At 42.1% G+C, this 24,808-nt stretch carries 17 protein-coding genes; 11 read left to right on the top strand and 6 right to left on the bottom strand.

All coding sequences use genetic code 11. From position 1 onward, the window contains the following. Nucleotides 1-2 precede the first annotated feature (2 nt). Entirely contained in the window at nt 3-3,077 is a 3,075-nt protein-coding gene (locus BM386_RS17075) for a PVC-type heme-binding CxxCH protein (protein WP_091696755.1), read from the bottom strand. 394 nt (nt 3,078-3,471) lie between these two features. Between BM386_RS17075 and BM386_RS17065 the strand changes: the two genes are divergently transcribed. Both BM386_RS17065 and BM386_RS17060 read left to right on the top strand, forming a co-directional pair. Further along, on the top strand, nt 3,472-3,813 hold the full coding sequence (locus tag BM386_RS17065; protein ID WP_091696492.1) for a type II toxin-antitoxin system RelE/ParE family toxin: 342 nt from the start codon (nt 3,472-3,474) through the stop codon (nt 3,811-3,813). Next, the gene (locus tag BM386_RS17060) at nt 3,813-4,118 is read left to right on the top strand and encodes a helix-turn-helix domain-containing protein (protein ID WP_091696491.1); all 306 of its coding nucleotides are present in this window, start codon (nt 3,813-3,815) and stop codon (nt 4,116-4,118) included. Before BM386_RS17065 ends, BM386_RS17060 begins: the two co-directional genes overlap by 1 nt. 108 nt (nt 4,119-4,226) lie before the next feature. Here BM386_RS17060 and BM386_RS17055 read toward each other — a convergent pair whose 3' ends face one another. Next, nucleotides 4,227-8,297 carry a hybrid sensor histidine kinase/response regulator transcription factor gene (locus tag BM386_RS17055; RefSeq protein ID WP_091696489.1) on the bottom strand — a complete coding sequence of 1,357 codons (4,071 nt, stop codon included), beginning with the start codon at nt 8,295-8,297 and terminating at the stop codon, nt 4,227-4,229. Nucleotides 8,298-9,020: 723 nt separating this feature from the next. Here BM386_RS17055 and BM386_RS17050 point away from each other — a divergent pair. From BM386_RS17050 to BM386_RS17010, 9 genes are all read left to right on the top strand, one after another. After that, nucleotides 9,021-12,143: a SusC/RagA family TonB-linked outer membrane protein gene (locus BM386_RS17050; protein ID WP_091696488.1), complete on the top strand. Its 3,123-nt coding sequence runs from the start codon at nt 9,021-9,023 to the stop codon at nt 12,141-12,143. A gap of 20 nt (nt 12,144-12,163) precedes the next feature. Then, complete coding sequence (locus BM386_RS17045; RefSeq protein WP_091696486.1) at nt 12,164-14,032, top strand: RagB/SusD family nutrient uptake outer membrane protein; 1,869 nt, start codon at nt 12,164-12,166, stop codon at nt 14,030-14,032. Between the two features lie 24 nt (nt 14,033-14,056). Then, the gene (locus BM386_RS17040; protein ID WP_091696485.1) at nt 14,057-14,761 is read left to right on the top strand and encodes a DUF3823 domain-containing protein; all 705 of its coding nucleotides are present in this window, start codon (nt 14,057-14,059) and stop codon (nt 14,759-14,761) included. A 69-nt stretch (nt 14,762-14,830) separates the two neighbouring features. Then, nucleotides 14,831-15,889: a family 43 glycosylhydrolase gene (locus tag BM386_RS17035; protein WP_091696483.1), complete on the top strand. Its 1,059-nt coding sequence runs from the start codon at nt 14,831-14,833 to the stop codon at nt 15,887-15,889. A gap of 13 nt (nt 15,890-15,902) precedes the next feature. Further along, nucleotides 15,903-17,993 carry a CehA/McbA family metallohydrolase domain-containing protein gene (locus BM386_RS17030; RefSeq protein ID WP_091696481.1) on the top strand — a complete coding sequence of 697 codons (2,091 nt, stop codon included), beginning with the start codon at nt 15,903-15,905 and terminating at the stop codon, nt 17,991-17,993. A gap of 211 nt (nt 17,994-18,204) precedes the next feature. Beyond that, entirely contained in the window at nt 18,205-18,456 is a 252-nt protein-coding gene (locus tag BM386_RS17025; protein ID WP_091696480.1) for a hypothetical protein, read from the top strand. A 183-nt stretch (nt 18,457-18,639) separates the two neighbouring features. Next, complete coding sequence (locus tag BM386_RS17020) at nt 18,640-20,175, top strand: glycoside hydrolase family 43 protein (RefSeq protein WP_091696478.1); 1,536 nt, start codon at nt 18,640-18,642, stop codon at nt 20,173-20,175. A 190-nt stretch (nt 20,176-20,365) separates the two neighbouring features. Then, nucleotides 20,366-22,210, top strand: coding sequence for a glycoside hydrolase family 2 protein (locus BM386_RS17015; RefSeq protein ID WP_091696476.1), 1,845 nt, complete (start codon nt 20,366-20,368; stop codon nt 22,208-22,210). Nucleotides 22,211-22,214: 4 nt separating this feature from the next. Continuing rightward, the gene (locus tag BM386_RS17010) at nt 22,215-23,363 is read left to right on the top strand and encodes an aldose epimerase family protein (RefSeq protein ID WP_091696474.1); all 1,149 of its coding nucleotides are present in this window, start codon (nt 22,215-22,217) and stop codon (nt 23,361-23,363) included. Between the two features lie 60 nt (nt 23,364-23,423). On the opposite strand, the gene BM386_RS17005 is transcribed toward BM386_RS17010, so the two are convergent. The 4 genes from BM386_RS17005 to BM386_RS16990 all read right to left on the bottom strand — a co-directional run bounded on the left by BM386_RS17005 (nt 23,424) and on the right by BM386_RS16990 (nt 24,780). Continuing rightward, nucleotides 23,424-23,729, bottom strand: coding sequence for a helix-turn-helix domain-containing protein (locus BM386_RS17005; protein ID WP_091696473.1), 306 nt, complete (start codon nt 23,727-23,729; stop codon nt 23,424-23,426). A 6-nt stretch (nt 23,730-23,735) separates the two neighbouring features. Continuing rightward, nucleotides 23,736-24,101, bottom strand: coding sequence for a type II toxin-antitoxin system RelE/ParE family toxin (locus BM386_RS17000; RefSeq protein ID WP_091696471.1), 366 nt, complete (start codon nt 24,099-24,101; stop codon nt 23,736-23,738). Between the two features lie 114 nt (nt 24,102-24,215). Next, the gene (locus BM386_RS16995) at nt 24,216-24,551 is read right to left on the bottom strand and encodes a DUF5615 family PIN-like protein (RefSeq protein ID WP_091696469.1); all 336 of its coding nucleotides are present in this window, start codon (nt 24,549-24,551) and stop codon (nt 24,216-24,218) included. A gap of 1 nt (nt 24,552) precedes the next feature. Continuing rightward, nucleotides 24,553-24,780, bottom strand: coding sequence for a DUF433 domain-containing protein (locus tag BM386_RS16990; RefSeq protein ID WP_091696468.1), 228 nt, complete (start codon nt 24,778-24,780; stop codon nt 24,553-24,555). Nucleotides 24,781-24,808 lie beyond the last annotated feature (28 nt).

Here is a 24,808-nt window from a genome sequence, read left to right as displayed (position 1 = left end):
GCTTATTTTAACTCTAATACTACATTTCTCAGGTTGCCTTCAAAGCTAAATTCGTCTTTGTATGAACCTACATTTCTGTTGCCTCCGAAATCACGACCAGATCGCACACTTGGTGCAAGTGTTCCGGTGAAAGCTCCGTTTGCTTTGGCTGTTGCCACAGATTTTCCATCAACCAAGATTTCCATTTTTCCATCCTGGGAAATGATGGCTTCGGTCTCATAGCTTTCTGGCAAGGCTGAGCTCGTTACAGCTTCAAAAGATTTCCCGTTTTGCTTCACTACCCAGTGCAACTTTCCTTCTTCGAGATAGAAAGTATAGCCATTTTGTACATCACCGTGAGCAGTGATCACCCCGAATGGTTCTTCTTCTCTCCTTTTGGAAATCTGGGTAGAAATGGAAATTGCTTTGCCTTCTACATCCGGAGAATATTGAAGTGTACTTCTTCTTCCCAAGTCATACTTCTCGTTTGCAACAGAAGTCATCAATCGGTTGGTAAGATCGGTTTTGTCAGAGTCAATAGCATCTGTGAAGAATTTACCCTGCTCAGCCGCTGCCGCGAAAATCGCCTTTTGCAACCAGTCGTCTTTGGCATTTGCTTCATCCAAACTTGCCTGATAGAGCATTGCGCCAGCTTCTGCACTTCCAGGAACTTCTGCCAGCTTTAAGATTGCATGCATTCTTACATTCAGATCTTTGTCCTGAGTCAGCCCAGCGAATTTGATTGCGTTTGTAGTCGCCTGACTATTCGGTAAAACAGCTACAGCCGCTTTTCTTACGCCGGCAGCAGGATGTGACAGCGCTGAAGTAGCCACTTTTATGGCCTCAGCATTATTCGATTCGAAAGCTCCCAAGCCATGAATTGCCCAGAGCGCATGAACTGCCGGACTATTCAGCCCAATTTCATCCACAGATTTATCGTTGACAATCTTGTACAAATCGCCGAATACTTTCTGGTTTCCAGACTCTACAAGCAGTCGTTGAGCAGTCATTCTCCAGAACATGTTGTCATTTTTCAATGCTGCGATAAGACCTTTTGAATCTTCCTTAGAAAGCTTAATTGGTTTATCACTGCTGCCATCTTTATAAACTACCCGGTAGATTCTGCCATGGTTGGTATCGCGAAGCTTACTCTGGAAGGCATTGCCTTGCCCATGTGGCTGATCTTCGAAAGGCAAGATCATCCTGGATGGAGCCTGACGCTCCACGAAGACATTATGTTGGATGATGAAATTGTACCAGTCAGCTATCCAAACGGCACCATCAGGCCCAACTTCTGCCTGCACAGGACCGAACCATTCGTCAGAACTTGCCAGGAAATTCCAGCCATCTTTCTCACTAAAACCTGCTCCATTTGGCTCTACAATGGCATTATGCGTCAATCGGATCGTAGGCTCATTGACAAAAGCGATTCGGTTCCAATATTCTTTCGGGAAATCACGAGCTGTATATAATCTAAATCCCGCAGCAGAAGTAAATCCTCCGACCACATCAACCTGTCTCAGGTTTGGAGTCATGGCATGCGCATCGTAGTGGCCATCGATTTTCTGGATCGGTTGGATTTCAAATTCTGGAGCAACTTCACCTTCCCCAGCTTTAGTGAAAACACGTTGTAAATACTTCGCAGGAATGGAATAGTAACCAGCATGGGTATTGTTTGCCGTGGACATGAATACGTTGTTGTCCTCAGAGAAGCCTAATCCCCAAGTGTTATTACTGGAACCGGCCAGGTATTCAAAGTCCTTTCCGTCTGGATCGAATCGATAGATTCCCTGCGGGAAGCTCATCTGCTCCCCATTGATTGTACCATTGAAACCTGAGTAGCCTGTCACTCCCCAGATTTTATTATCAAATCCGTATTGCAGATTTGATGGGCCAGCGTGCGTATCGTTCTTGCCCCAGCCCGTCATGATGACTTCTTTCACATCTGCCACGTCATCCCCGTCAGTATCTTTCATAAAGACAAAATCGGGAGCCATGGATACGACAATACCCCCATTTGAAAATACCATACTGGTAGGAATGTTCAATCCGTCTGCAAACACGGTGAACTTATCAGCTTTGCCATCGCCATCGGTATCCTCACAGATTTTGATTCGGTCATTTGCCTGTCCGTCGGTTTCTTTAAAGGTATTCGGATAATCCACAGATTCTACAATCCACAATCTGCCTCTTTCGTCCCAAGCCATTGCGATGGGATTCTGAATATCCGGCTCAGACGCAAATAGCTCAATGGAGAAATCAACTGGTTTTTGGATTAGCTTCTTGGATTCTTCAGGAGCCAAGGCATCCTGCATTTTCGGCACCTCATATCTAGCGGTAAAATCAGAAATTGTTTCACCGTAAATCGAAACATCAGGAATATTCAAGGCAGCTACACTGGCTTTGACATCATCACCCATTGCCCAGAAAATGCCGTTTTCCACCAAGGCTAAAAAGCCTGCGTTCTTCCACGTCCGTTCGTCGTGACCATAAGCGGTGTAGAAAACGCGGCCTTTTCCCACATTTCTAGTCCAAGTGTAAGGCTCCTTATGATCCCCATCAACTCGCTCTATAAGCACGGTCATATCAGGGTTGATGCGCTGATGTACATATGTTTCGTCCCAAGTTTCAAAAGGTTCTAATCCTTTCATAATTGCATTATTGGGAGCTACAATAGTTCCTGTGAAATCCCCTTCGCCATGTGAAGCAAACTGTCCACCGATAGTTTCTATATACCAATCTGAGTTTTTGAAACATCCCGCAGCGGAGTGAAGTGGAATCAATCCTTTTCCTCCCTCTACAAAACTCTTCATCGCTGCTTCCTGCTCTTTGGAGAGAACATCATGGTTTGCATAAATAACCAAACCATCATATTTCGAGAGATTTTCCTTATTCAGATCCTCTAGTTTCTCTGTATAAGTTATGTTAATGCCACTAGCAAAAAGCGCTGTGGCAAGCCAAGGTGCGTACAGACGGGAATTGTGATGTTCGCTGACATGTCCTAAGAAAAGCACTTCTGCGCGGCGAGGTTCTGGCTTTGGAGTAGATGCTAGGGCAATTGGGGAGAAATTGAGACTTAAGAAAAAAGTCGCAAGAATCAGGAATAGAACATTGATGTTTCTACTTAATCGCATGATTAATTCGGTTTATCGGGGTTTATCAAAATGATGTTGAAGCAAAGACTTCACTTTAATCCAACTTGGGCAGTAAAACTACCAATTGGCATACTTTTCAATTAGTCCCAAATCTTCAAAAAATAGCAAATTCCCTTCTTTTTGGAAGATCTGTGTTTTGTAATAGACTGATTACCAATTCAAAGTTATTTCAAGAGGTATTTAACCACCCTGAACAAAGAATTCTAGGAGTAGAGCAGGGTATTATATTTTCACCTATGCTAGGAAAGGCTAAAATGATTTTGGAGAAAAAAAATCAAGGTTAAAATTATTGGCTAAAAAGAAACCAAGATGTTAACTTTCGAGTTAACTTCGAAGAATGAATTCTGAAAGGCAAATCATTTTTTACAGGCACTATTTCACAGACTTCTATTTGGAGCAGACTGAAAAAGTACAGGAAAAAATTGCATATGTTTTCAAAATTTTGATGAATGTCCAAAACATCCCTAAGAAATTCCTCTCTCATATGAGTGGAACTGAGGGACTTTATGAAATACGAATTGAATTTGAGAGCAATATTTACAGAATCTTTTGCTGCTTTGACAAAGGAAATTTAGTCGTTCTGTTTAACGGTTTTCAAAAGAAATCACAAAAGACTCCAAAAAAGGAAATTGACCAAGCTTTGAAATTGAAAGAAGAATATTTCAACACGAAAAAATAATGGATAAACAAAAAATTAGAAATGCCAGAAACTTTGACGAGTTGTTAGACATCCAGTATGGAAAAATCGGCACTGAGAAAAGAGACGAATTTGAAGAAAAAGCTCAATACTTTGTGATTAGTGAAATGTTGAAACAAGCCCGTAAAGAAGCCAATATGACACAGGAACAATTGGCTAATAAAGTCGGTACTAAAAAAAGTTATATTTCTCGCCTTGAAAACGGGAAATGCGATATTCAACTCTCTACACTTTACAGAATTTTTGAGTTTGGACTAGGGAAACGTGTGAATTTAACGTTTGGTTAAATCCTTTAGAAGGAATTCAATCTATCAATATACAGTCTCCAGCTTCTTCTCTTACAACTTGGATTTGCTTAATCTGCAACAGCCACCAGTCACCTAAAGCGCCTATTTCTACAGCACATCCGCTTTCTTTACAAAATCTTTAGGAAGCTCCCCGAAGTGCTTCTGGAAACATTTCGTGAAGTAAGAAGGACTATTGAAGCCAACCATCTCGCTGATCTCTGCAATGCTATGCAATCCATCGCTTAGCAGTTCGGCAGATTTCTTCAATCGCACCAGTCGTATATAGCCGTTTGGGGTCAGCTCAGAAATTCCTTTGATTTTGCGAAGCAAGCTGGACTGACTCATGTGCAGCTGATCTGCAAGTTCAGTCACTCCAAAAAGCTCGTTTTCAATATTTTCCAAAATCGCCTCATTAATTTTCCTTAAAAATTCCTCATCTGCTTTGGAGTGGGCGATGGTATCCGAATTCACCATCGGAAGGCTGGCAAAAGCTTTTTTGATCTGATCTCTATGCAGCAATAAATTCTTGATCTGTAGGTAAAGAAACTCCAGAGAAAAAGGCTTTTCCAGATACACATCAGCTCCCATTTCCAGCCCAGTGATTTTGGCGTTGATGTTATTTTTTGCGGTCAGAAGCACGACAGGAATGTGGCTGGTGGTAAGATCCGATTTGATGTGCTCGCATAGTTTATAGCCATCCATCTCTGGCATCATCACGTCCGAAATCACCAGATCTATCGGTTCCCTTTTTAGGATCTCCAGCGCCAAAATACCGTTTGCAGCCTTATGTATCACATATTTCCCTTTTAGCTTTTCACCTAAAAACTGAAGCAACTCCTTATTATCCTCTACCAACAAAATAGCCGGAAGGCTGCCTTTCTTCTTCGACTTGGTAGGTATATTTTGATCTTCTTCACGTTCTTTTACTACAGCTTCCAGGTCATTCTCTTCTTCAAAATGAATGGCATCTTTCTGCTTGACAGGAAGCTCCAAGACGAATCGATTCAGCTCGCGATTATCAGCCATTGCCAATTTTCCATGGTGCATTTCTGCCAGTGATTTTGCCAAAGGCAATCCCAACCCAGTTCCTTGATTTGCTTTGGAGGCATTAGTATCTGCAATTTGGAAGAAAGGCTCAAAGATTTTCTCTGCCATTTCAGCCGGAATAAGGTTTCCGTCATTGGATATCTCAATTTGGAAAACTGAAGGATGTGCAGGATCATAAGCTAACCGAATATGAATCATAGTCCCTGCATTCTTCAGGGCATTGATCAGTAGATTGCTCAGAATTTTGATCACGGCTTCCTTATCCACATCTGCGAACAGGGTGGATGTGGACTTCTCCATGGTGAAGTTTAGGCCAGATTGTACTGCAGTCACCTTAAATCTGTCATGAAGTTCCTGTAGAATGCCACTTATTTCAGTTTTGAGAAAACTCAACTTAAATCCCCGCTGCTCGGTCTTCCGAAAGTCAAGCAGCTGATTGCTGAGGTCGATCAGGCGGTTTGTATTTTTCTCGATGATCAACAAATCATTTTTTACTTCAGGATCAGTATTTCTATCCTTGCTGAGAATATCTTCCAAAGGCCCCTTTATCAGCGTTAACGGTGTTCTTATTTCATGAGTGATATTCGTGAAAAATTCGATTTTAGCTTCGTAAAGCTCTTTTTCCTTCTCCGCTTCGAGCAAGTTGATTTGAACCTGATGACGATTATTGACCCGGTTTTTATACAAGGAAATAATCCAATATGCGAGCAGGATAATGAGCAACAGGTAAATGGCATAAGCTAAAGACGTCTTATAAAAAGGAGGTAGAATCTCAATTTCTAGCTGCGTTTCCTGATAAGTATCCGAACCTTGGGACTGAGGAGTCCTGACCTGCAGCGTGTAGCTACCAGGAGGCAAATAAGAGTAAGAGATGGCCTGGGAATCAGAAATCTGCTTCCAGTCTTTTTCCAGGCCTTTCAATCTGTAGAGGAACTTCCAATTCTGAGAATTCGTGTAGCCCAAGGACGCCACCTCAAAAGTGAGCGAATTTTGATGAGACATCAATGAGATTTTGTCGGTGTATAAGATGGATTTTTTGAGAATTCCATCTACTGGATCTATGGGGATTTCTTCATTGAACAACTCTATCCCGGTGAAAACAAGTTTGGAAGGGGAGCTACTTGATTCGATTTTGTCAGGTTGAAAGGAGATAAATCCTCCCTGTGATCCAAAATATAAAGTACCATCTTCCGCCTTGTAGCCAGAGCGGTAGTTAAAAGGACTGGGGATCAGTCCGCTTTTCTCATCAAATAATTTTAAAGCTTCTGTCTCCGGATCAAACTGGATCAGACCTTTATTAGACGTGAGCCAAAGCGCTCCAAAATCATCTTCTAGAATCTTAAAATAGGTATTTGCAGGAAATCCCTTTTCAATGGTGAAGGATGTAAATGATTGATCTGACTCATTGAATTTTGCAAATCCACCACCTGCAGTAGCGATCCAAAGTGTGCGTTCAGAATCCTCATACAAATCGATGACTGTCTGATGTGGAATACTTCCTGGTTTGGATGGATCGGGGAGATACTGTCTTAGCTCTTCTGTATTTGGTTTAAAACTGAACAAACCATCATTATATGTCCCTGCCCAGATCGTACCGCTTTTATCTTCAAGTAGATCGTAAACAAAGTAATCTCTAAACTGCTCTATTTCCCTAAACTTATCATTTTGGCTTTCATACAAAAACAGCCCAGAGGGAGTGCCTATCCAGATTCTATTTTGGCTATCGGAGAGAATTGCAAAAGGATCATCGTTCGTCAATCCTGACCCTGGAGTATTAGACGTGATTTTTTTGATTTTCCCGGTAGAGGTATCTAGAATATTTACGCCAGTATTAAATGTCCCTATCCAAAGTTTATCCCCTTGTTTTGCTAAGCCATGGACATTTCTGTAGGGCAACTCACGATCCGAGTCTCCTATAGGCAATTGTTCAAACTTACCGGTTTGTGGATCAAATAGATTTAAACCAGCGTCTTCAGTTCCAATCCAAATCCTTCCGTCCCCGTTCCCGACCATTTCCCGAACCCGCATCCCACTAATCGTATTGGCATTGGTGATGGGGTAGTATTTTTCGAATTTGACGGATTGATTAGGCAGGAAATCTACTCCTCCAAAATAGCTTCCCACCCAAATACCACCTTCTGTATCTTTCCATAAGGAATAGATCGCATTGTTGGAAAGGGAATAAGGGTCGTCCGAATTTTCTTTGAGGTTTTGATAAGTATTGGTCACAAAATCAAAAATGAAAAGCCCGGATTCAGTTCCAATTCCTAGTTCATTTTGGCTGAATTGGAACATATCACGAACGTATATCGGGTTACCATTTTCATCCTTAGTGAGGAGATCTGTAATCTTTCCACTACTTTTCTCTAGCTTTTTAACACCGCTATTTTTTGTGCCGATCAGCATAAAATCTCCCCAATCCTGCAAGCCTAAAACCTGGTCTTGGGCTAGCTTGCCTTCCTCATCCATATACATAGAAAAAGTCTCGCTTTCTTCGAGGAATCTACCTACCCCTTTATCTATCAAACCCACCCAAACCACATTTTGATCATCTACTTTCACAGATGAAACATTTCCCGCAGGAATACTTCCTTTTTTAGTAGGATCATGAGAAAGAAGTTCAAGCATCTTTTCCTCAAAATCAAACTTGAAAAGCCCTTGGTTATTACCTGCAATCCAGATGTTTCCTTCCTTATCCTGAGCTATGGATGAAATTATATCCAAAGGAAATTGTCCATCTGCTGTTTTATATGGAAAAGCAGTGAATTTGTCCAATGATTTGTCAAAGAGATAAATCCCCTCATCTGTGCCGAGCCATAGTATTCCATCACTATCCTCAATAATCACATGCACGTAATCACTCCCTAGTTTATCTTCTTTTTTGCCCTTAGAATCAGAATTGTACACTTTCCAGCGCTGCCCGTCAAATCGGTTGAGGCCATACTTGGTACCAAACCACATAAACCCCAGTTGATCCTGAAAAATCGAAAAAACAGAGTTATGCGAAAGGCCTGAATTTATATCGTAATTCTGAAAATAGTAGCGCTTATCCTGAGCTAGTGAAGAACATAAAAAAGAAAGGTGAATAAGGAGGCTTAACAAACCTGCAATTATACTTTTTGGCCAGGTCATAGGGATTTTGGGTTATGATGCTGAAATTATCAAAATCCAGCTAGCTAGCTCATTTTGAATTCAATAATTACATTCTCGACGCAATAATTGGAGATTTTTTATCATTTGCTGACTGAAAAGTAACAAAATGGACTTACTATATTTTTCGGCTCGCAATCGATTTCGGAAGGTTTTCTGTTTACTAAAACAAATTCCGAAGATTAAACTATATAATTCCGAAATAATAACACTATTAACTGAATACAAACAATTTAAGTGAGTTAAACAAAATTATATTCCTTAATTTAGATTATCTGCAAGATTTATACATAGCACAAGCGGTAAATCTTCTATTTTTTGAAGCATTAGTGATAGAGGCCTGCTTAGAGGTAAGTTACTTTTATAGTATCGGAAAATGAGCCTATTGATTTATATAAAAAGCTCTATCCCTTGACTAATTTCTTTACATAAAACCCTCAATAAACCCTATGCTAAAAACACCAACTCCCACCTAGTCAGCTAACCTGGCTTACTTCCTAGTCCTAAAGACTAAAGCAATAATTCCCCCCTATTCAATTTGCTTAATAGTGCCTTTTTCAAGGCTTCAGGGGAGCATATTGCCAAAACGAAGACCCATTTATTTAAATAATTTTTAACCCAAAATGACTATTCATGAAATCAAGCATGACGATGAAGTATCAAGTATGCAAGATTCCAAAAGGTCATTGAAAACAAGTTTATCATATGAAAAGACTTCTTCTCATGAAATTCAGTCTTCTGCTCCTAATGACCATTCTGGCGGTAATACCGCTAGTGGCGCAGCAAGGCACGACTGTCCGGGGAACCATCCTGGAAGAGTCCTCCGGAGAACCGCTACCTGGGGTCAGTATCCTTGAAAAAGGTACTACTAACGGTACTGTCACAGATCTGGACGGGAAATTTGCACTTACGCTCGCCAGTGCCAATGCTACCTTAAGAGCCTCATTTATTGGATTTAAAACCCAGGAAATTCTCGTAGGAACTCAGACTGAACTGGAAATCCAGATGGCAAGTGATCTTGGTAGCCTGGATGAGGTAATCGTAGTGGGCTACGGAGAGCAGCAAAAAGAAACCATCACCGGTGCAATCGCGAATGTAACCAGCCGCGATATAGACAAGGTGCCATCAGCAACTGTCTCAGGTGCTCTGGCAGGCAAAATGGCTGGACTTTCCTTCCGTCAACCGGATGGACGTCCCGGAGCTGGAGCTTGGCTTCAGATCAGAAATATGGGAACTCCACTGTTTGTAATTGACGGAATCCAGAAAGATGAAGGACAGTTTAACAACCTGGCTCCCGGAGATATAGAAAGTATCACCATATTAAAGGATGCCTCTGCGGCAGTTTACGGCTCACGTGCTGCAAATGGTGTAGTCGTGGTGAAGACCAAACAAGGCAAGCGCGGAGAAACGCCAACCATTAATATTAATGGATACTACGGCTGGCAAAACTGGTCCAGATTCCCAGATGGAGTAAATGCTTATGAATGGATGCTAGGCCAAGCAGATGCCGACATCAATCAGTTTGGAAGTACCAACATCACTGCGGAAGAATTGGAAAAATGGAATCAGGGAACCGAATATGGCTACAAGTCATTCGACTGGAAAGATTTTATCATTCAAGGAAATGCCCCCCAAAGTAATTTCAACGCATCTGTATCCGGTGGATCTGAACGTACTAATTATTACTTATCGGTCACAAGATTCGATCAGAAGGCGGTTTTTTCTGACGAATTTGAATTCAACAGAACAAACATACAGTCCAATATCAACACAGATATTACTGACAAGCTCCGAGTGGGCATGCAGATCAACGGCAGGATAGAAAACAGAAACAATCCTGGTGTACCGGGCGGTGATGACTACTGGCAGCCAAGATTTGCACTTTTTAGAAACAGGCCAACAGAGCGTCCTTACGCCAATGACAACCCTGACTATCCTGCCAATATCAACAACATTGAAACCAACTGGGCGCTACTCAACTACGATCGTACAGGGTTCTATGAAAACAAATGGCAGGTACTGCAGACCAACTTCACCGCTGAGTATGAGATCGTTCCTGATTTGGTAGCTAAAGGATTGTATTCGTATTATTTGGCAGATCAAATGTTTAACACATTTGAATATACTTACGATGTGTTTGGATATAATCCAGAAACGGACGAATACTTCCGCTCAGGAGGAAATGACAATCCGTATCGTGACCGTGGTCAGACCAAGATTATGGAAAATGTATGGCAATTGTCTTTGACATACAACAAGACCTTTGGTGAGAAGCACAATTTCGCGGCTTTTGCATTGAACGAGAGAATCGAGCGAACCAGGCTTTACAACTTCCTTCACTCGGTACCTACCAATAATTACTTGGATATAATCGAGTTTGCTGATACCGATACGTATAATGACGAACGTCAGGAAGAAGCCAGAATCGGCTATGTAGGACGTCTCAATTACGATTATGCAGGCAAATACCTCCTGGAGGTAGCTGGTAGAGCGGATGCATCCTGGAAATTTTCCCCTGATAATCGTTGGGGTTTTTTCCCATCTGTATCTGCAGGCTGGAGAATCTCTGAAGAGGGATTTATGAGCGATTTCTCCTCCAATCTAGATTTGGATGAATTGAAAATCAGAGCTTCATATGGACAGTTAGGAGATGATAATATAGGCATTGGGCCTTTTGATTACCTGACGGGATACAGATATGGAGCATCTACTGTAATTGTAGATGGAGAAAACATCCAAGGTTCTGCCAACACCGGCCAGCCTATAGATAACCTTTCCTGGTATGTGGCTACTATCGCAGATATAGGACTAGACTTCTCTTTTGGCTCTGGCAAAATCACCGGCGCGGTAGATTATTTCCATAGAAAAAGAACCGGTCTTCGCGGAACCAGAAATGATTTGTTTCTACCATTGGAACTAGGCTACGGACTGACTGATGAAAACTTGAATTCAGATTCTAACTCTGGAGCGGAGATCGCAGTGAATTGGAATGGAAAAGCAGGGGATTTGGTGTTCCGTATCGGTGCCAATGCCTCTTATGCCCGTAGTAAATTCCTTCAGTCTTATAACCCTACCTTCAGCTCATCTTGGGATCAGTACAGAAATTCCCGTGAAGATAGATATAATGGCATCTTCTGGGGCTATGAGATTTTAGGACAATTTGAATCCTTCGAAGCAATTAATAGCCATCCTGTGAACGTCGATGGGCAAGGAAACAAAACCTTACTACCTGGGGACCTAATCTATAAGGATGTCAATAATGATGGCAAAATCGATGGCTATGATGAGCGTCCGATCGGCTATCAGTCCGGTGGGCAGCCTAGTGTAAACTTTGGATTCAATTTCAACTTGCAATACAAAGGTTTTGACCTGACTGCCGACTTCTCCGGTGGTGGAATGTACTCTTACAACCAAAACTGGGAGATGAGATGGCCTTACCAAAATGGTGGAAACCTATTGGCTTCCATGTATGATGACCGATACCACAGAGAGGATATCCTGGATATCAACAGCGAATGGATTCCAGGCAAGAATCCTCCCCTTCGATTCAACACCGGTGGACATAGTAACTACAACAGAAACTCTACGTGGTGGCTGACTAACGTGAAATACCTAAGAATGAGAACACTTGAAGTAGGCTATACGCTTCCTGAGAAAGTACTGAACAGATGGAATATGTCCAGAGCCCGTGTATTTGTAAGCAGCTATAACCTGTTTGCTTTGGATAATGTGCACCAGTTCGGAATAGATCCAGAAGTAGCAGATGAAAATGGCTTGCAGTATCCACAGAACAAAGTGGTGAATGTAGGATTCAACGTATCATTCTAAAAAACCCGAAAGAACGAACAATGAAAAATTTAAGATATATATGCCTGTTCATTTTACTGGCAGTTGCCGGATGTGACAATGAGCAGTTTTTGGATAGAGAGCCCACGGATATTCTAGGAGAAGATCAAGTATGGGAAAATGAAGACCTGGTGTTTTCAGTCTTGGCTGATTTGTATAACCGACTTCCTGACTATCAAGGTCTGGAGAACTGGTGGGAATATGCCAATTTCGATGAGACCTTTGCAAGCAATGCAGGAGACTACTGGAGACATCAAAACCAGGAATATGGCTATGGTGACTGGGGTATGTGGGATTATGGATACATCCGTGACCTAAACCTTTTCATCGAAAAATGTGAGGCCGCAACTGAACTTTCCGATGAGGCAAAATCAAGGTTTTTGGCGGAAGCTAAATTCATCAGAGCCATGGTTTACTTTGAGCACGTGAAGCGAATGGGTGGTGTGCCGTTGATTCTGGAGTCACTCGAATATGACTATAGTGGCGATCCTACCTACTTGCAGTATCCTCGGGCAAAAGAGCATGAAATCTATGACTTTGTAATCGAAGAGATGGAATCCATCAAAAATGATCTTCCAGATGGCGGCACCAAATCCAGAGCTACCAAAGGAGCAGCACTTGCTTTGGTTTCCAGAGCGGCTCTTTATGCAGGATCTATTGCCAATTATGGCCAACTGACTCCTGAGGTTTCATTGCCAGGTGGAGAAGTAGGGATTCCTGCAAGTATGGCAGATGCATATTACACCACCGCATTGAATGCATCAGAAGAAGTGATGGGCTTGGGCACCTATGAACTGTATGACCAGGATCCGAATAAGTCAGAGAACTACACTAATATTTTCCTGAATAAGAGCTCAAACAATGAGGTGATTCTCGCCAAGGACTTCTTGGTTCAGGGAAGAACTCATGGGTTCACTATTGAGAATATCCCCCGCTCCCTGAGAGAGGAAAATACCTCTGGAGGCAAAATGAATCCTTCTCTCAACTTGGTTCAATCCTATGAATTGCTCGACAATACCTTTGCAGAATTGCCTACCAAGGATGAGAATGGAGATCCGATTTACTACGATGATCCCATGGATATTTTCAAAGGAAGGGACCCACGATTATTGGGGACAGTGATTGTACCTGGATCTACATTCAGAGGACAGGAAGTAGATATTTGGGCAGGGTATAAACTGGCTGATGGTTCTGTGATCACCTCGGGACAACTGGGTGGACAGGCACAGCTCCCTGGAAGCAATTCAACGGTACAAGTGGTAGGATTCGACGGTCCGATTGATCAGTTGGAATGGTCAGCACAGAATGGTTTTTACCTTAGAAAATACGTGGATACTTCAGTAGGATCAGGTCAAAGAGGAACTGGTTCATCGGTATGGCTGGTAAGATTCCGTTATGCTGAGATTCTTTTGAATGCTGCTGAAGCGGCATTTGAGCTAGGCGATTTGACAAAAGCAGCAGAATACATGAACCAAGTCAGAAGAAGAGCAGGGTTCCCTACCGATCTGACTCCAGGTGAAATTGATTTTGATAGAATCGTACATGAGCGCAAAGTAGAGTTGGCTTTTGAAAACCATATCCTTTGGGACAAAAAGCGCTGGAGATTGGCACACCGCATCTGGAATGGAGTGACTACAGACTTGACCAATAATCCGGGGAATGCACTGGCAGTAAGCACGCGGGTATTTGGACTGAAGCCTTTCAAATATTACGAGCCAGGTTCTCCGAACAACGGCAAGTGGATGTTTGAGGAGTTTTTACCAGCACCGGTATTTAATGCGCACCGTTTCCGATTGGGTAACTATTATTCATTTATTGGTGACAATGTGCGAAACAACAACCCGAAGATTGTCCGAAATCCAAATCAATAAGTATCCCTCTAAACTCAAGAACTAATGAAATCAAATTTCAAAAATATACTGGGAATGATGGGAATAGCAGCTTCCCTAGCATCCTGCAGCTATGACAATTACGATGAGCCTAGTTTCCAACTGGAAGGTAGGATAGTTTACCAAGGAGAACCGATCGGTGTCAGCTATAATGACGTGTACATCGAGCTTTGGGAATCCGGATGGCAGCGTCTGGGTAATATCGGAGTGGCGGTAGATCAGGATGGATCTTATTCCTCCTTGCTTTTCAAAGGAGACTACAAAATGATCATTCCGAATAACCAAGGACCTTTTCAGAAGATCACAAACGATCAAACCGGTAATGATACTATTCCTGTCAATCTTACCGGAAGCCAAACAATGGATATAGAAGTAATGCCTTACTATATGATCCGAAATGTGAGTATTGACGGAGGATCGGATCAGGTCTCTGCAAGTTTTGATTTGGATCAGATCATCACCGGAGAAGGGGCGAGAAATATTCAGGAAGTTTCCCTTTACGTGAGCAAGACCTCATTTGTGGATGTACGAACCAGCATTGCCACTACCAACAGAGGTGGTGGTGATCTGGAATCTATGAATGGCATCTCACTTCAGACAGATGTACCTGAGCGGGTTCCTACGCAGGATTATGCATATGCCAGAGTGGGGGTAAGAATAGAAGGCGTAGAAGATATGATCTTCTCAGAAATAGTTAAAGTAAATCTATAAGCCTCTTATGGATAAGCCGGGAAGTCCAGCCAGTGAGATGGGTACTGGGCGACCCGGCTTTTTTTAATTATGTTTAAAAAAAAGAAACACATGTATTTACCGATTTGTCTTCTGCTCACTTTTGGCTCTTGTACCGAGTCATCTGAGCAAGCTATTCCTGATCCAGTCCAAACCAGTGACACCATAACGTACACCAACCCTGTTTTCGAACCTGTCTTGGCAGATCCAACAGTGGTAAAAGTCGGCAGTGAATTTTACGCCTATGGCACCGAGGATAATTGGGGTGAAGAGGGAGGCTATCATTTGGTTCCTGTGATCAAATCAAAAGATCTGGTAAACTGGGAACTAGTAGGCAACTCCATGAACAAAAAGCCTGACTGGAAAGAAAGAGGAGGAATCTGGGCTCCTGATGTCACGCAAGTAGGAGATCAATTTTACATGTATTATTCCTTTTCCACTTGGGGAGACCCTAATCCCGGAGTAGGATTGGCTATAGCTGATCAGCCAGAAGGGCCATTTGTGGATCAGGGAAAAGTATTTGATTCCAAGGAAATTGGCGTGGCGAACTCTATTGATCCATTTTATATCGAGGAAAATGGGAAGAAATACCTGATGTGGGGAAGTTTCCACGGATTGTTTCTTACGGAACTAACTGCCGATGGCAAAAAGCCTCAAGGACAAAAAATCCAAGTTGCGGGTAACCATCTGGAGGCGGCCTATGTCTTCGAAAAAGACGGATACTATTACCTCTTCGGATCAGCGGGAACTTGCTGTGAAGGAGCAAATAGCACGTATAGAGTGCTGGTGGGACGATCAGAAAATCTAGCAGGTCCATATTTGGATCAAAATGGAAAAAATTTGCTGGATGAAAACTCCGGCTCTTTGGTAGTTGGGGCGAATGCCAGCAACAACGGCTATGCTGGACCCGGACACAATGCTGAAATCATAACCGATAAAGAAGGTCAAGACTGGCTTCTCTACCATGGCATGGCTAAGCAAAAGCCAAAACTGAATAACGGTACTAACCGCCGAGTTCTGCTTCTGGATAAAATAACATGGGCAAATGGCTGGCCAAGTGTAGCAGGCCGCGAGCCTAGTACCAATACACAGGAATCCCCTGTTTTTTGAAAATTTTCCCACTATGAAGACCTATCAATTTCCCCTACTTCTATCACTTCTGTTTATTAATACAATTTTTGTATTTGCTCAAAGTAAAGTGAATCTGACTGGTTTTTCATCTGAGAACGGAGCATCTGTAGAGGAACAGAACGGAATGGTCATTGTTTCATGGCCAGCTGGCTCTCATGAAAAAGGGAGGTTGCAACTTGATATGCATGAAGGAACTCCCCTTTTAAGCGCTATACAGCTAGAGGATGCTGAGGGATTAAAAGAAATTGCACAAAATGTAAATCCCCTGTTTTTGCTCACAGTCGGGCAGCGGGATCTAAGTAAGGAAAGTGGCTGGAATATCTTTTTTGACCGAACGGCATACAATCCATACAAAGCTTTTAAAGTGAGTTTGGAAAAAGAAACGATTACAGTCAAGAGCCATGGAAAGCGAACCATCATCCGAGTAAATTCCATGAAAGCCGGAAATTTCGAAGGCTGGCTTGAAGTCACACTTTACCATGGAAGCCCACTACTGAACATGGCTGCGGTGATGAGGACGGAGGAAGATGCCAAAGCAATCATCTACGATGCGGGTTTGGTAAGTGAATCAAAAGCATGGAATGAGATTTTTTGGTCGGATACAGATGGGTATTTTCAGTCATCCTTAGACACCGAAGCAGATTCTCCGGCTGAGAACCTAGCTGTGAAATACAGAACAATTATCGGTGAAGGACAGGAAGGAAGTTTGGCAGTATTTCCTCCCCCACACCAGTATTTTTATCCCTTGGACAATGCTTACAATCTTAAATATGTATGGCATGGTGCGGATTATCGGGAAATGGTGGACGGCTATGGGATAGGAATACGGCAGGATCTGATGGGAGACAATCGACACGTGCCTTGGTTCAATGCCCCGCCTAAAACTGAGCAGCGCTTGAATTTCTTTGTACTGCTATCTGATACTAAAGACGGGCAGATATTAGAAGATGTAAAAGCATACACACATGCTGATCAATATAAACCACTGGATGGTTATCGCACGATGGCGAGCCATTTCCATACTGAGCACATGGACGATATTCTGACGCATAAGCCGGTTCCGGAGATTCCCGGACATGTAAAGGCTTTGCGCAGCATGGGCGTAAATATCATGCATTTGGGAGAATACCATTTGGCTGGAAATCCAAGGGATCTGGGACCAAGACGCCTACCGGAATTGAAGTTGATGTTTGAGGAAAGTGCCCGCTTATCCACGGGGGATTTTCTGATGATTCCTGGTGAGGAACCGAATGTACATTATGGGGGACATTGGATGAATATGTTTCCAAAGCCTGTCTATTGGATTATGTCACGTGAAGACGGACAGCCTTTCGTAGAACAAACCGAGGAGTATGGCAAAGTGTACAGAGTGGGAAATAAGGAGGAAATGCTTCAGCTACTTGAAGAGGAAAAAGGCCTTGCTTGGATTGCCCATGCACGCACAAAAGGATCAACAGGGTTTCCGGATAAATATAAAGAAGAAGCATTTTTCAAATCTGACCGCTTCAATGGTGCAGCCTGGAAAGTAATTCCTGCTGATTTGTCTATTCCAAATATGGGAAGAAGAGTGCTGGGTTTGATGGATGATATGGCCAATTGGGGAGAAAGGAAATATGTGATCGCTGAAGCTGATTTATTCAAACTGGAGCCTGACTATGAAATCTATGGCCCGATGAACATCAATTACCTGCAGATGGACAAGCTCCCAAAATTTGAAGAAGGCTGGCAACCTGTATTGTATGCCATGCAAACGGGTAAATTTTTCTCCGGAACGGGAGAAATTCTTTTGCCTTCTTTCTCAGTAAATGGCAAAGAAAGTGGCGAGACTTTACAGATGGAGGGTAGTGGAAAAGCTAAAGTAAAAGTGTCTGTTGACTGGACTTTTCCTTTGAACTACATAGAAATTATATCAGGTGATGGAGAGAATGTATCACGGGAAAGATTTGATCTAAGCAGTACAGAGTCATTTGGAGTTCAAGATTTCGATTTCACTATAGATTTAATAAATAAAAAATGGATTAGACTGGAAGTTTGGGATGTGGCGGCAAACGGGGCTTTTACACAACCAGTTTGGGTAGAATGATTTTGGAAGTCAGCAATATAGAATACATTTAATCTTTTCATTCTAACCTTGCTTTCTTAACTTTAGAAGTTAAACACAAAGTAAAAATCAATAACAAAACCCAAACCTATTATGAAAAAGACCTACACTAGAAACACTACTAAGATCAAACCTAGTTTGAAGCAAGGTGTCGCACTTTCGGGAACTTTCATTGTCCCAAAACCTGCTAAAAATGTCAAGAAACCACTTTAAATCAACCCTTGCACTACTTCTCTGTGCAGAACTGATTTCTTGTAATCCAAAAAATGAATCCAATAATCCGGTCAAACTCCTTGACCGGATTCCTACAGAAAACACCAATCAATTTTACATCAGCAACCGGGCGCCTTTGGCTCCCAGTGCATTGCTTAAGTTGCCTGTCGGCGCGGTGAAACCTGAAGGTAGTCAGATCTCCTTTTTTCATTTAAAGAAGTACTACCGGTAAAGATCATAGCAAAAACGCGTCAGATTCCAGAATGGCAATTGGATGAGCATGGCTTGGTAGGAGAGTTGAAAGACCTTCCAAAAACTTCAGATCAGCCAGAGGTAGAAGTGACTTTGATTCCCATGGGAGCCGCCAGATTACGGATCCCCACATTTCCTCACTTAGAAAACAGCCCAAAAAGTAATGAGTAAACTTCTTTTAACAGCGACTGCTTTTTTCCTGATTTTGGGAGTATCGCAGACAACTTTTTCCCAAAACCGAGCATTTGACAATCCTGTTTTGGCAGGAGACCGTCCAGATCCCACAGTAATCAAAATCGGAAAATATTATTATGCTTCGGCCACTTCCAATGAGTGGGCACCACTTTTTCCCATTTTCAAATCCGATGATCTCGTGAACTGGGAACTGGTGAACTATGTGTTTCCAGATGGAGCTCCTGACTGGGCCAAGAACAACTTTTGGGCACCAGAGCTTTCTTACGATGAAGAGCAAGGAAAAATCTACGCCTACTACACCGCAAGAGATAAGGAGAGCAATCGACTGAGTGTGGCGGTAGCCAGCGCAGATTCACCATCCGGTATGTTTACCGATCACGGACCTCTGGTGGCTCAGGAATATGGTTCCATAGATGCCTTTGAAGCTAGGGATGAAAACGGTAAAATCTACGTCTTGTGGAAAGAAGATGGGAATAGCAAAGGTCAAAAAACCCCTATTTGGGCGCAGGAAGTAAATGAAGAGCGAACCGAATTGATCGGCGAGAAACATGAGCTTTTCCGAAATGATCAGGCTTGGGAAGGTGGACTCGTAGAAGGAGTAGCAATTTTTCAGAAAAACGGCTATTTCTATGCGACGTATTCTGCACGTGGATGTTGCGAGATTTCCTGTGATTATGTCACTGGAGTGGCTCGAAGCAAGTCATTGTTAGGTCCTTGGGAAAAATACGAGATGAACCCTGTGTTGAAAGACAATGACAACTGGAAATGTGCCGGTCATGGAACTGTGGTGGAGAAAGATGGTGACCTGTGGATGCTTTACCATGCCTATAATAAGGAAGGATCTGTGTATGTAGGCCGTCAGGGAGTATTGGAAAAAATAGAATGGACGGCTGATAACTGGCCAATTTTAGCCAATAATGCTGGCTACGAACGAAGCAAAGCATCGTTAGAATTCTCGGATAATTTTAAAAAACGATTAGATCCAATTTGGCAATGGCGTGTGACGCAGGATATTCAGTACGAAACAGGTAAAAAAGGACTGAAACTTCAGGCTTCTGAAGAAAATGAAACCTTAGGGACACTTTTAGTCCAGGGTACTAAATCACTGGATTATCAATACGAAGCGACAGTAATTCCCGATGGAAAAGCTGCTGCAGGATTGGCGGTAATCGGTGGAGCAAATAACGGTTTTGGTGCTCCTCCTGCTGGAATGGGTATTTCTGTAAAAGGAGATCAGCTAATACTTTGGGAGACTATCAACCAAAAAACCAGAGAAATTGCCACTGTTACAATTCCATCCAATAAGCAAGTAAAGTTGATTTTGAGCATGAAAGATGGTTATAATATGACTACCTCAGCGATTGTGGACGGTGAAACAATTCAAGTTGGAGATACTCAAGATGTAAAGCATTTAGTGCCTTGGGGAATGGGTTTCCGGTTGGGTTTGGTAGCTAAAGGAGCTACAGATTCCTATGCTCATTTTAAGGAAGTGAGGATTTATTAGAAGTAGGATCGGCAACTTGTAAGGAATTTTTACAAGTTCTGAAAGAAGGTGAACTTCACGAGAATTCAGTTATTTCCATTTAGGAAACAACTGCTCCTGATGGGAGAAATTACAAAACTAAATTTTGAGATAAAAAAACATGTCTAATATATTTTAAGCTCTTGTATTGAAACAAAAACCTCTTAAACCTATGAAGAAAACCCTCTTTATTGGCGCATGTCTCCTTTTTGCGCAGCACTTTGCGACAGCCCAATCCTCCTCCTATAAACCTGTGGAAGGGAAAATCATGACTGAGTGGGCTACTCAGGTCACTCCTGAAAATGTTCACCAGGAATATCCCCGTCCTCAGATGACCCGGGAAAACTGGGTGAATCTAAACGGACTTTGGGACTATGCGATCAAACCAAAAGGGCAGGCTGTTCCAACAAGCTTTGATGGAGAAATACTAGTTCCCTTCGCAGTAGAATCCGCGCTTTCGGGTGTAGGAAAAACAGTGGGAAAAGACAATGAGCTTTGGTACAATACTACTTTTTCCACTCCAAAGAAATCGAGCAAAGACAAAGTTTTATTGCATTTCGGAGCATCTGACTGGGAAACTGAAGTTTTTGTAAATGGTCAAAGCGTAGGTAAACACAAAGGCGGATATGATCCTTTTCAATTCGACATCACCCAACATCTGAAATCAGGAAAAACCCAAAACCTGCAAGTTCGGGTATGGGATCCAAGTGATGACGGGCCTCAGCCAAGAGGCAAGCAGATCAAAAACCCTCACGGCATTTGGTACACTCCGGTAACCGGAATCTGGCAAACGGTTTGGTTAGAAACTGTACCAGCAGCATATATTTCCGGATTGAGAAATGCATCAGATATTCAAAGCAAGCAGATACTGGTGACACCAGAAATTGCAGGTGCATCCGCTGGACAGCAGGTAAAAGTGTCTGCTTGGAAAGATGGCGTTATGCTAGCAGAGAAAACAGTAGCTCCTGCAGAAACTGCAAAGTTGACTATAAAAGATGCTGAGCTTTGGGCTCCGGGAAATCCAGTTCTTTATGATCTACAAGTAGAATTACTGGATGGAAAAAAGGTGCTGGATGCAGTCGGAAGTTATGCGGCATTGAGAGAAATCAGCATGGCTCCAGATGAAAATGGAATTCAGCGCATGATGCTGAATGGCGAGTTCTTGTTCCAGTATGGGCCGCTTGATCAAGGCTGGTTCCCTGACGGTTTGTACACGGCTCCAAGCCATGAAGCCATGGTTTTTGACATACAAAAGACTCAGGATATGGGTTTCAACATGATCAGAAAGCACGTGAAAGTAGAGCCTGCAACGTGGTATCATGCCTGTGATAAAATGGGTATGCTGGTATGGCAGGATATGCCTAGTGGAGACATGGGAAATGGCTGGGAAATGAAACTTGCTGTGTTGGGTGAGCAGTCAGATCGCGACAGAACTCCTGAATCAGAAGCAATTTTCCGCGAAGAATGGAAAGAAATCATGGATGATTTCTATAATTTTCCTTCTATCGTTGTTTGGGTGCCTTTCAATGAAGCTTGGGGTCAGTTTAAAACCAAGGAAATAACCGATTGGACCAAGAAACACGATCCTACAAGATTGGTAAATAGTGCAAGTGGTGGAAACTTTGAAATGGAAGAAACCAAAATCGCCGGTGACATCATCGATTTGCATAACTATCCAGATGCAAAAATGCCTGATCCAAAAATTTATGGAAAAGATAATATCTTGGTACTTGGAGAATTTGGCGGGTTGGGTCTTCCTGTAGATGGGCACGTTTGGCAACAAAAAGACAACTGGGGTTATCAGAGTTTCAAAAATCAGGAAGAGCTTTATAATCGCTATGCTGGATTGATGATACGTTTAGGCGAATTGGTGGAAGCGGGACTTTCAGCGGCTGTTTACACACAGACCAGCGATGTGGAAGTGGAAACCAATGGACTGATGACTTACGATAGAAAAATCATCAAATTCGATGTGTCAAAGATGAAAAGCATACATTCACCTTTATATAAAAAGTAAGCCCATGAATTATCATTTCAATAAAATCCTTGGCGCAGCAGCATTGGGAATAGTACTTTACAGCTGCGAAAGCAAACCAAAAGAAGAAACTAAAGCCGAAGAACCAGCCCAAGAGCAGGTTTTTGGTACAACCTTTCAAAACAAAAAAGTGGAAACATACGAGATCAAAAATGCCAATGGCATGAAAATGAAAGTCACCAATTTCGGTGCACGAGTTACCAACCTTTGGGTTCCGGATAAAGATGGAAACCTGGTAGATGTAGTACTTGGGTTTGAGACCTTGGACGAGTACACTACAAGTGGTGAGAAATACTTTGGCGCAGCGATCGGCCGTTATGGCAATCGAATTGCTGATGGGAAATTCACGCTGAATGGAGAGGAATATACTTTGCCTCAGAATAACAATGGACAGACACTTCATGGTGGGCCAGGTGGAATGGACTTTGTAATTTGGGATGTAGAGAAATCCGGAGAAAACGGACTGATTTTCAGCTATACTTCTCCAGATGGAGAAGAAGGATTCCCTGGAGAACTGAAAGTGAAAATGGTCTATACACTTACAGGTGACAATGAATTCAAGGTCACGTATGAAGCGGAAACAGACAAAGCCACTCCGGTAAACTTGACACACCACTCGTTCTTTAATTTGAATGGTGCTGGAAATGGTGATGTGCTGGATCATACACTAAAGCTGAATGCGAGCAAGTTCACTCCTGTAAATGAGGTGCTAATACCAACAGGCGAGATCGCCAATGTGGATGGAACTCCTTTTGACTTTACTACTGCAACCAAAATCGGTGACCGTATCGATCAGGAAAATCAGCAGTTGAAATTCGGTGGTGGATATGACCACAACTGGGTGCTGGACAAATCCGGAAATGAATTGACTGAGGCAGCAGTGATTTCTTCACCTCAGACAGGAATAGAAATGGAAGTTTGGACTACTGAACCAGCCATTCAGTTCTACAGCGGAAATTTCCTAGATGGATCAGTTTCAGGAAAAGGTGGAAAAGTCTATGAGCTGAGATCTGCATTCTGCTTGGAAACCCAGCATTATCCAGATTCTCCGAATCAGCCTAATTTCCCCTCCACTATTTTGGAGCCTGGCGAAAAATACGAACAGACCTGTATCTATAAGTTTGGTACGAAGTAAAAGCAGAAAGCCATCTCGGGAGACCGGGATGGCTTTTTTAGTTTTACAGTTTTATATGGTCTAATGGCTCATTTCCACATTAAAATTCACTTTAGCACCCAAAGCATCAAACACTTTAAGGATAGTTTCGAATCTCGCATTTTTAACGCTGTTTTCAATTTTAGAGATTTGGGCTTTTTGCACACCTACCAGATCGCCTAATTGCTGCTGGGTCAAATTACGCTCTTGTCGTGCCTGCTTGATTGCTTGACCCAAAAGATCTATTCTCAACTCATTCTCAAAGATATCACGGTCCTCAGTACCTGTCTTCCCTATATGCTTGTCAAGCATCGAGTCAAGCGAAACTGTTTTGAATTTATCTTCCATAATTATTTACTTTTTTGATTTGTCCCTGACTTTTAAGTCACGAAAAGCTAGATAGCTTTTCCTAATTTCTTCAGCTTTCTTAATCTCTTTATTAGGGGTTTTCTGTGTTTTCTTCAAAATTCCGTGGGTTGCAACAATCAAAATGTCCTTCCCTTCTGCTTTGTCCCAAAATGAAAACAACCTAAACGCTTTCCCATTATACTTGGTCCTAAACTCCCAGATGAAGTCATTGAGTTTTTTGAAGAGTTCATTGTCATTTACATATTGGGCTTTTTTGAGATTATATAAGATTTTATCTCTTGATTTTTGGTCAAGATTTTCTAAAAACTCAACTGCTTCTGGCAACAATTCTATTTCAAAATTCGGCTTCATAACTAATGAAATCAAAATTAGCAATTTCCCAATAAGGAAACAATTTTAAAATACATCCAATTACCTAGATGACTATTGGCTTTCTCTAAAAATCAATACGAGTAAATAAATAGATTAAACAATCTCTAAAAAACCATATTCCATTGACTCGGACAATTTCACAATTTCTTCTTTATGCTTGATTAGCAATTGCTCTAAATAGGAATTGCTTTGGTTTCCAGTTTTTAACAAAACCACCTTGGGAGGAAACCCCTTTACAGTAGCGAGATTTAGGAAATCATCATCATTTGTAATGATAATCAAATCCCTTTTTAGCGCGTAATTCCAAATGTCAATATCTCTGGCTGGTACAGCTAGTCTTATACTATCCACATGATAACATTTTCCAAAATGGACCTCAAGTTTTTTCGTCAAACGCCACGATAAATTTGCATCCAATAGCAAATCCATGCTATGCTGCGACGATTTTGATAAAAGATTCTCTGTTGGCAGCAAATGCAAGCGCAGCCAAAATATGATCTTCCTTCAGGAGCGGGTAATCTTCAAGTATTTCGGCATTACTCATACCAGAAGCCAGCCATTGGAGGATATCGACAATTGCAATTCTTGTCCCTCTAATACAGGGTTTGCCAAAACGGATGTTCTGGTCGATTACAATATGTGTAGCTAGTTTTTCCACAGACTAAAAATAGGGAAAATATGTGTAA

Origin of the sequence: Algoriphagus locisalis (assembly GCF_900116615.1) — a bacterium.
GTDB lineage: Bacteria > Bacteroidota > Bacteroidia > Cytophagales > Cyclobacteriaceae > Algoriphagus > Algoriphagus locisalis.
Note: the sequence above shows the minus strand (reverse complement) of the source record. Positions and strands in the feature narration are given on the sequence as shown.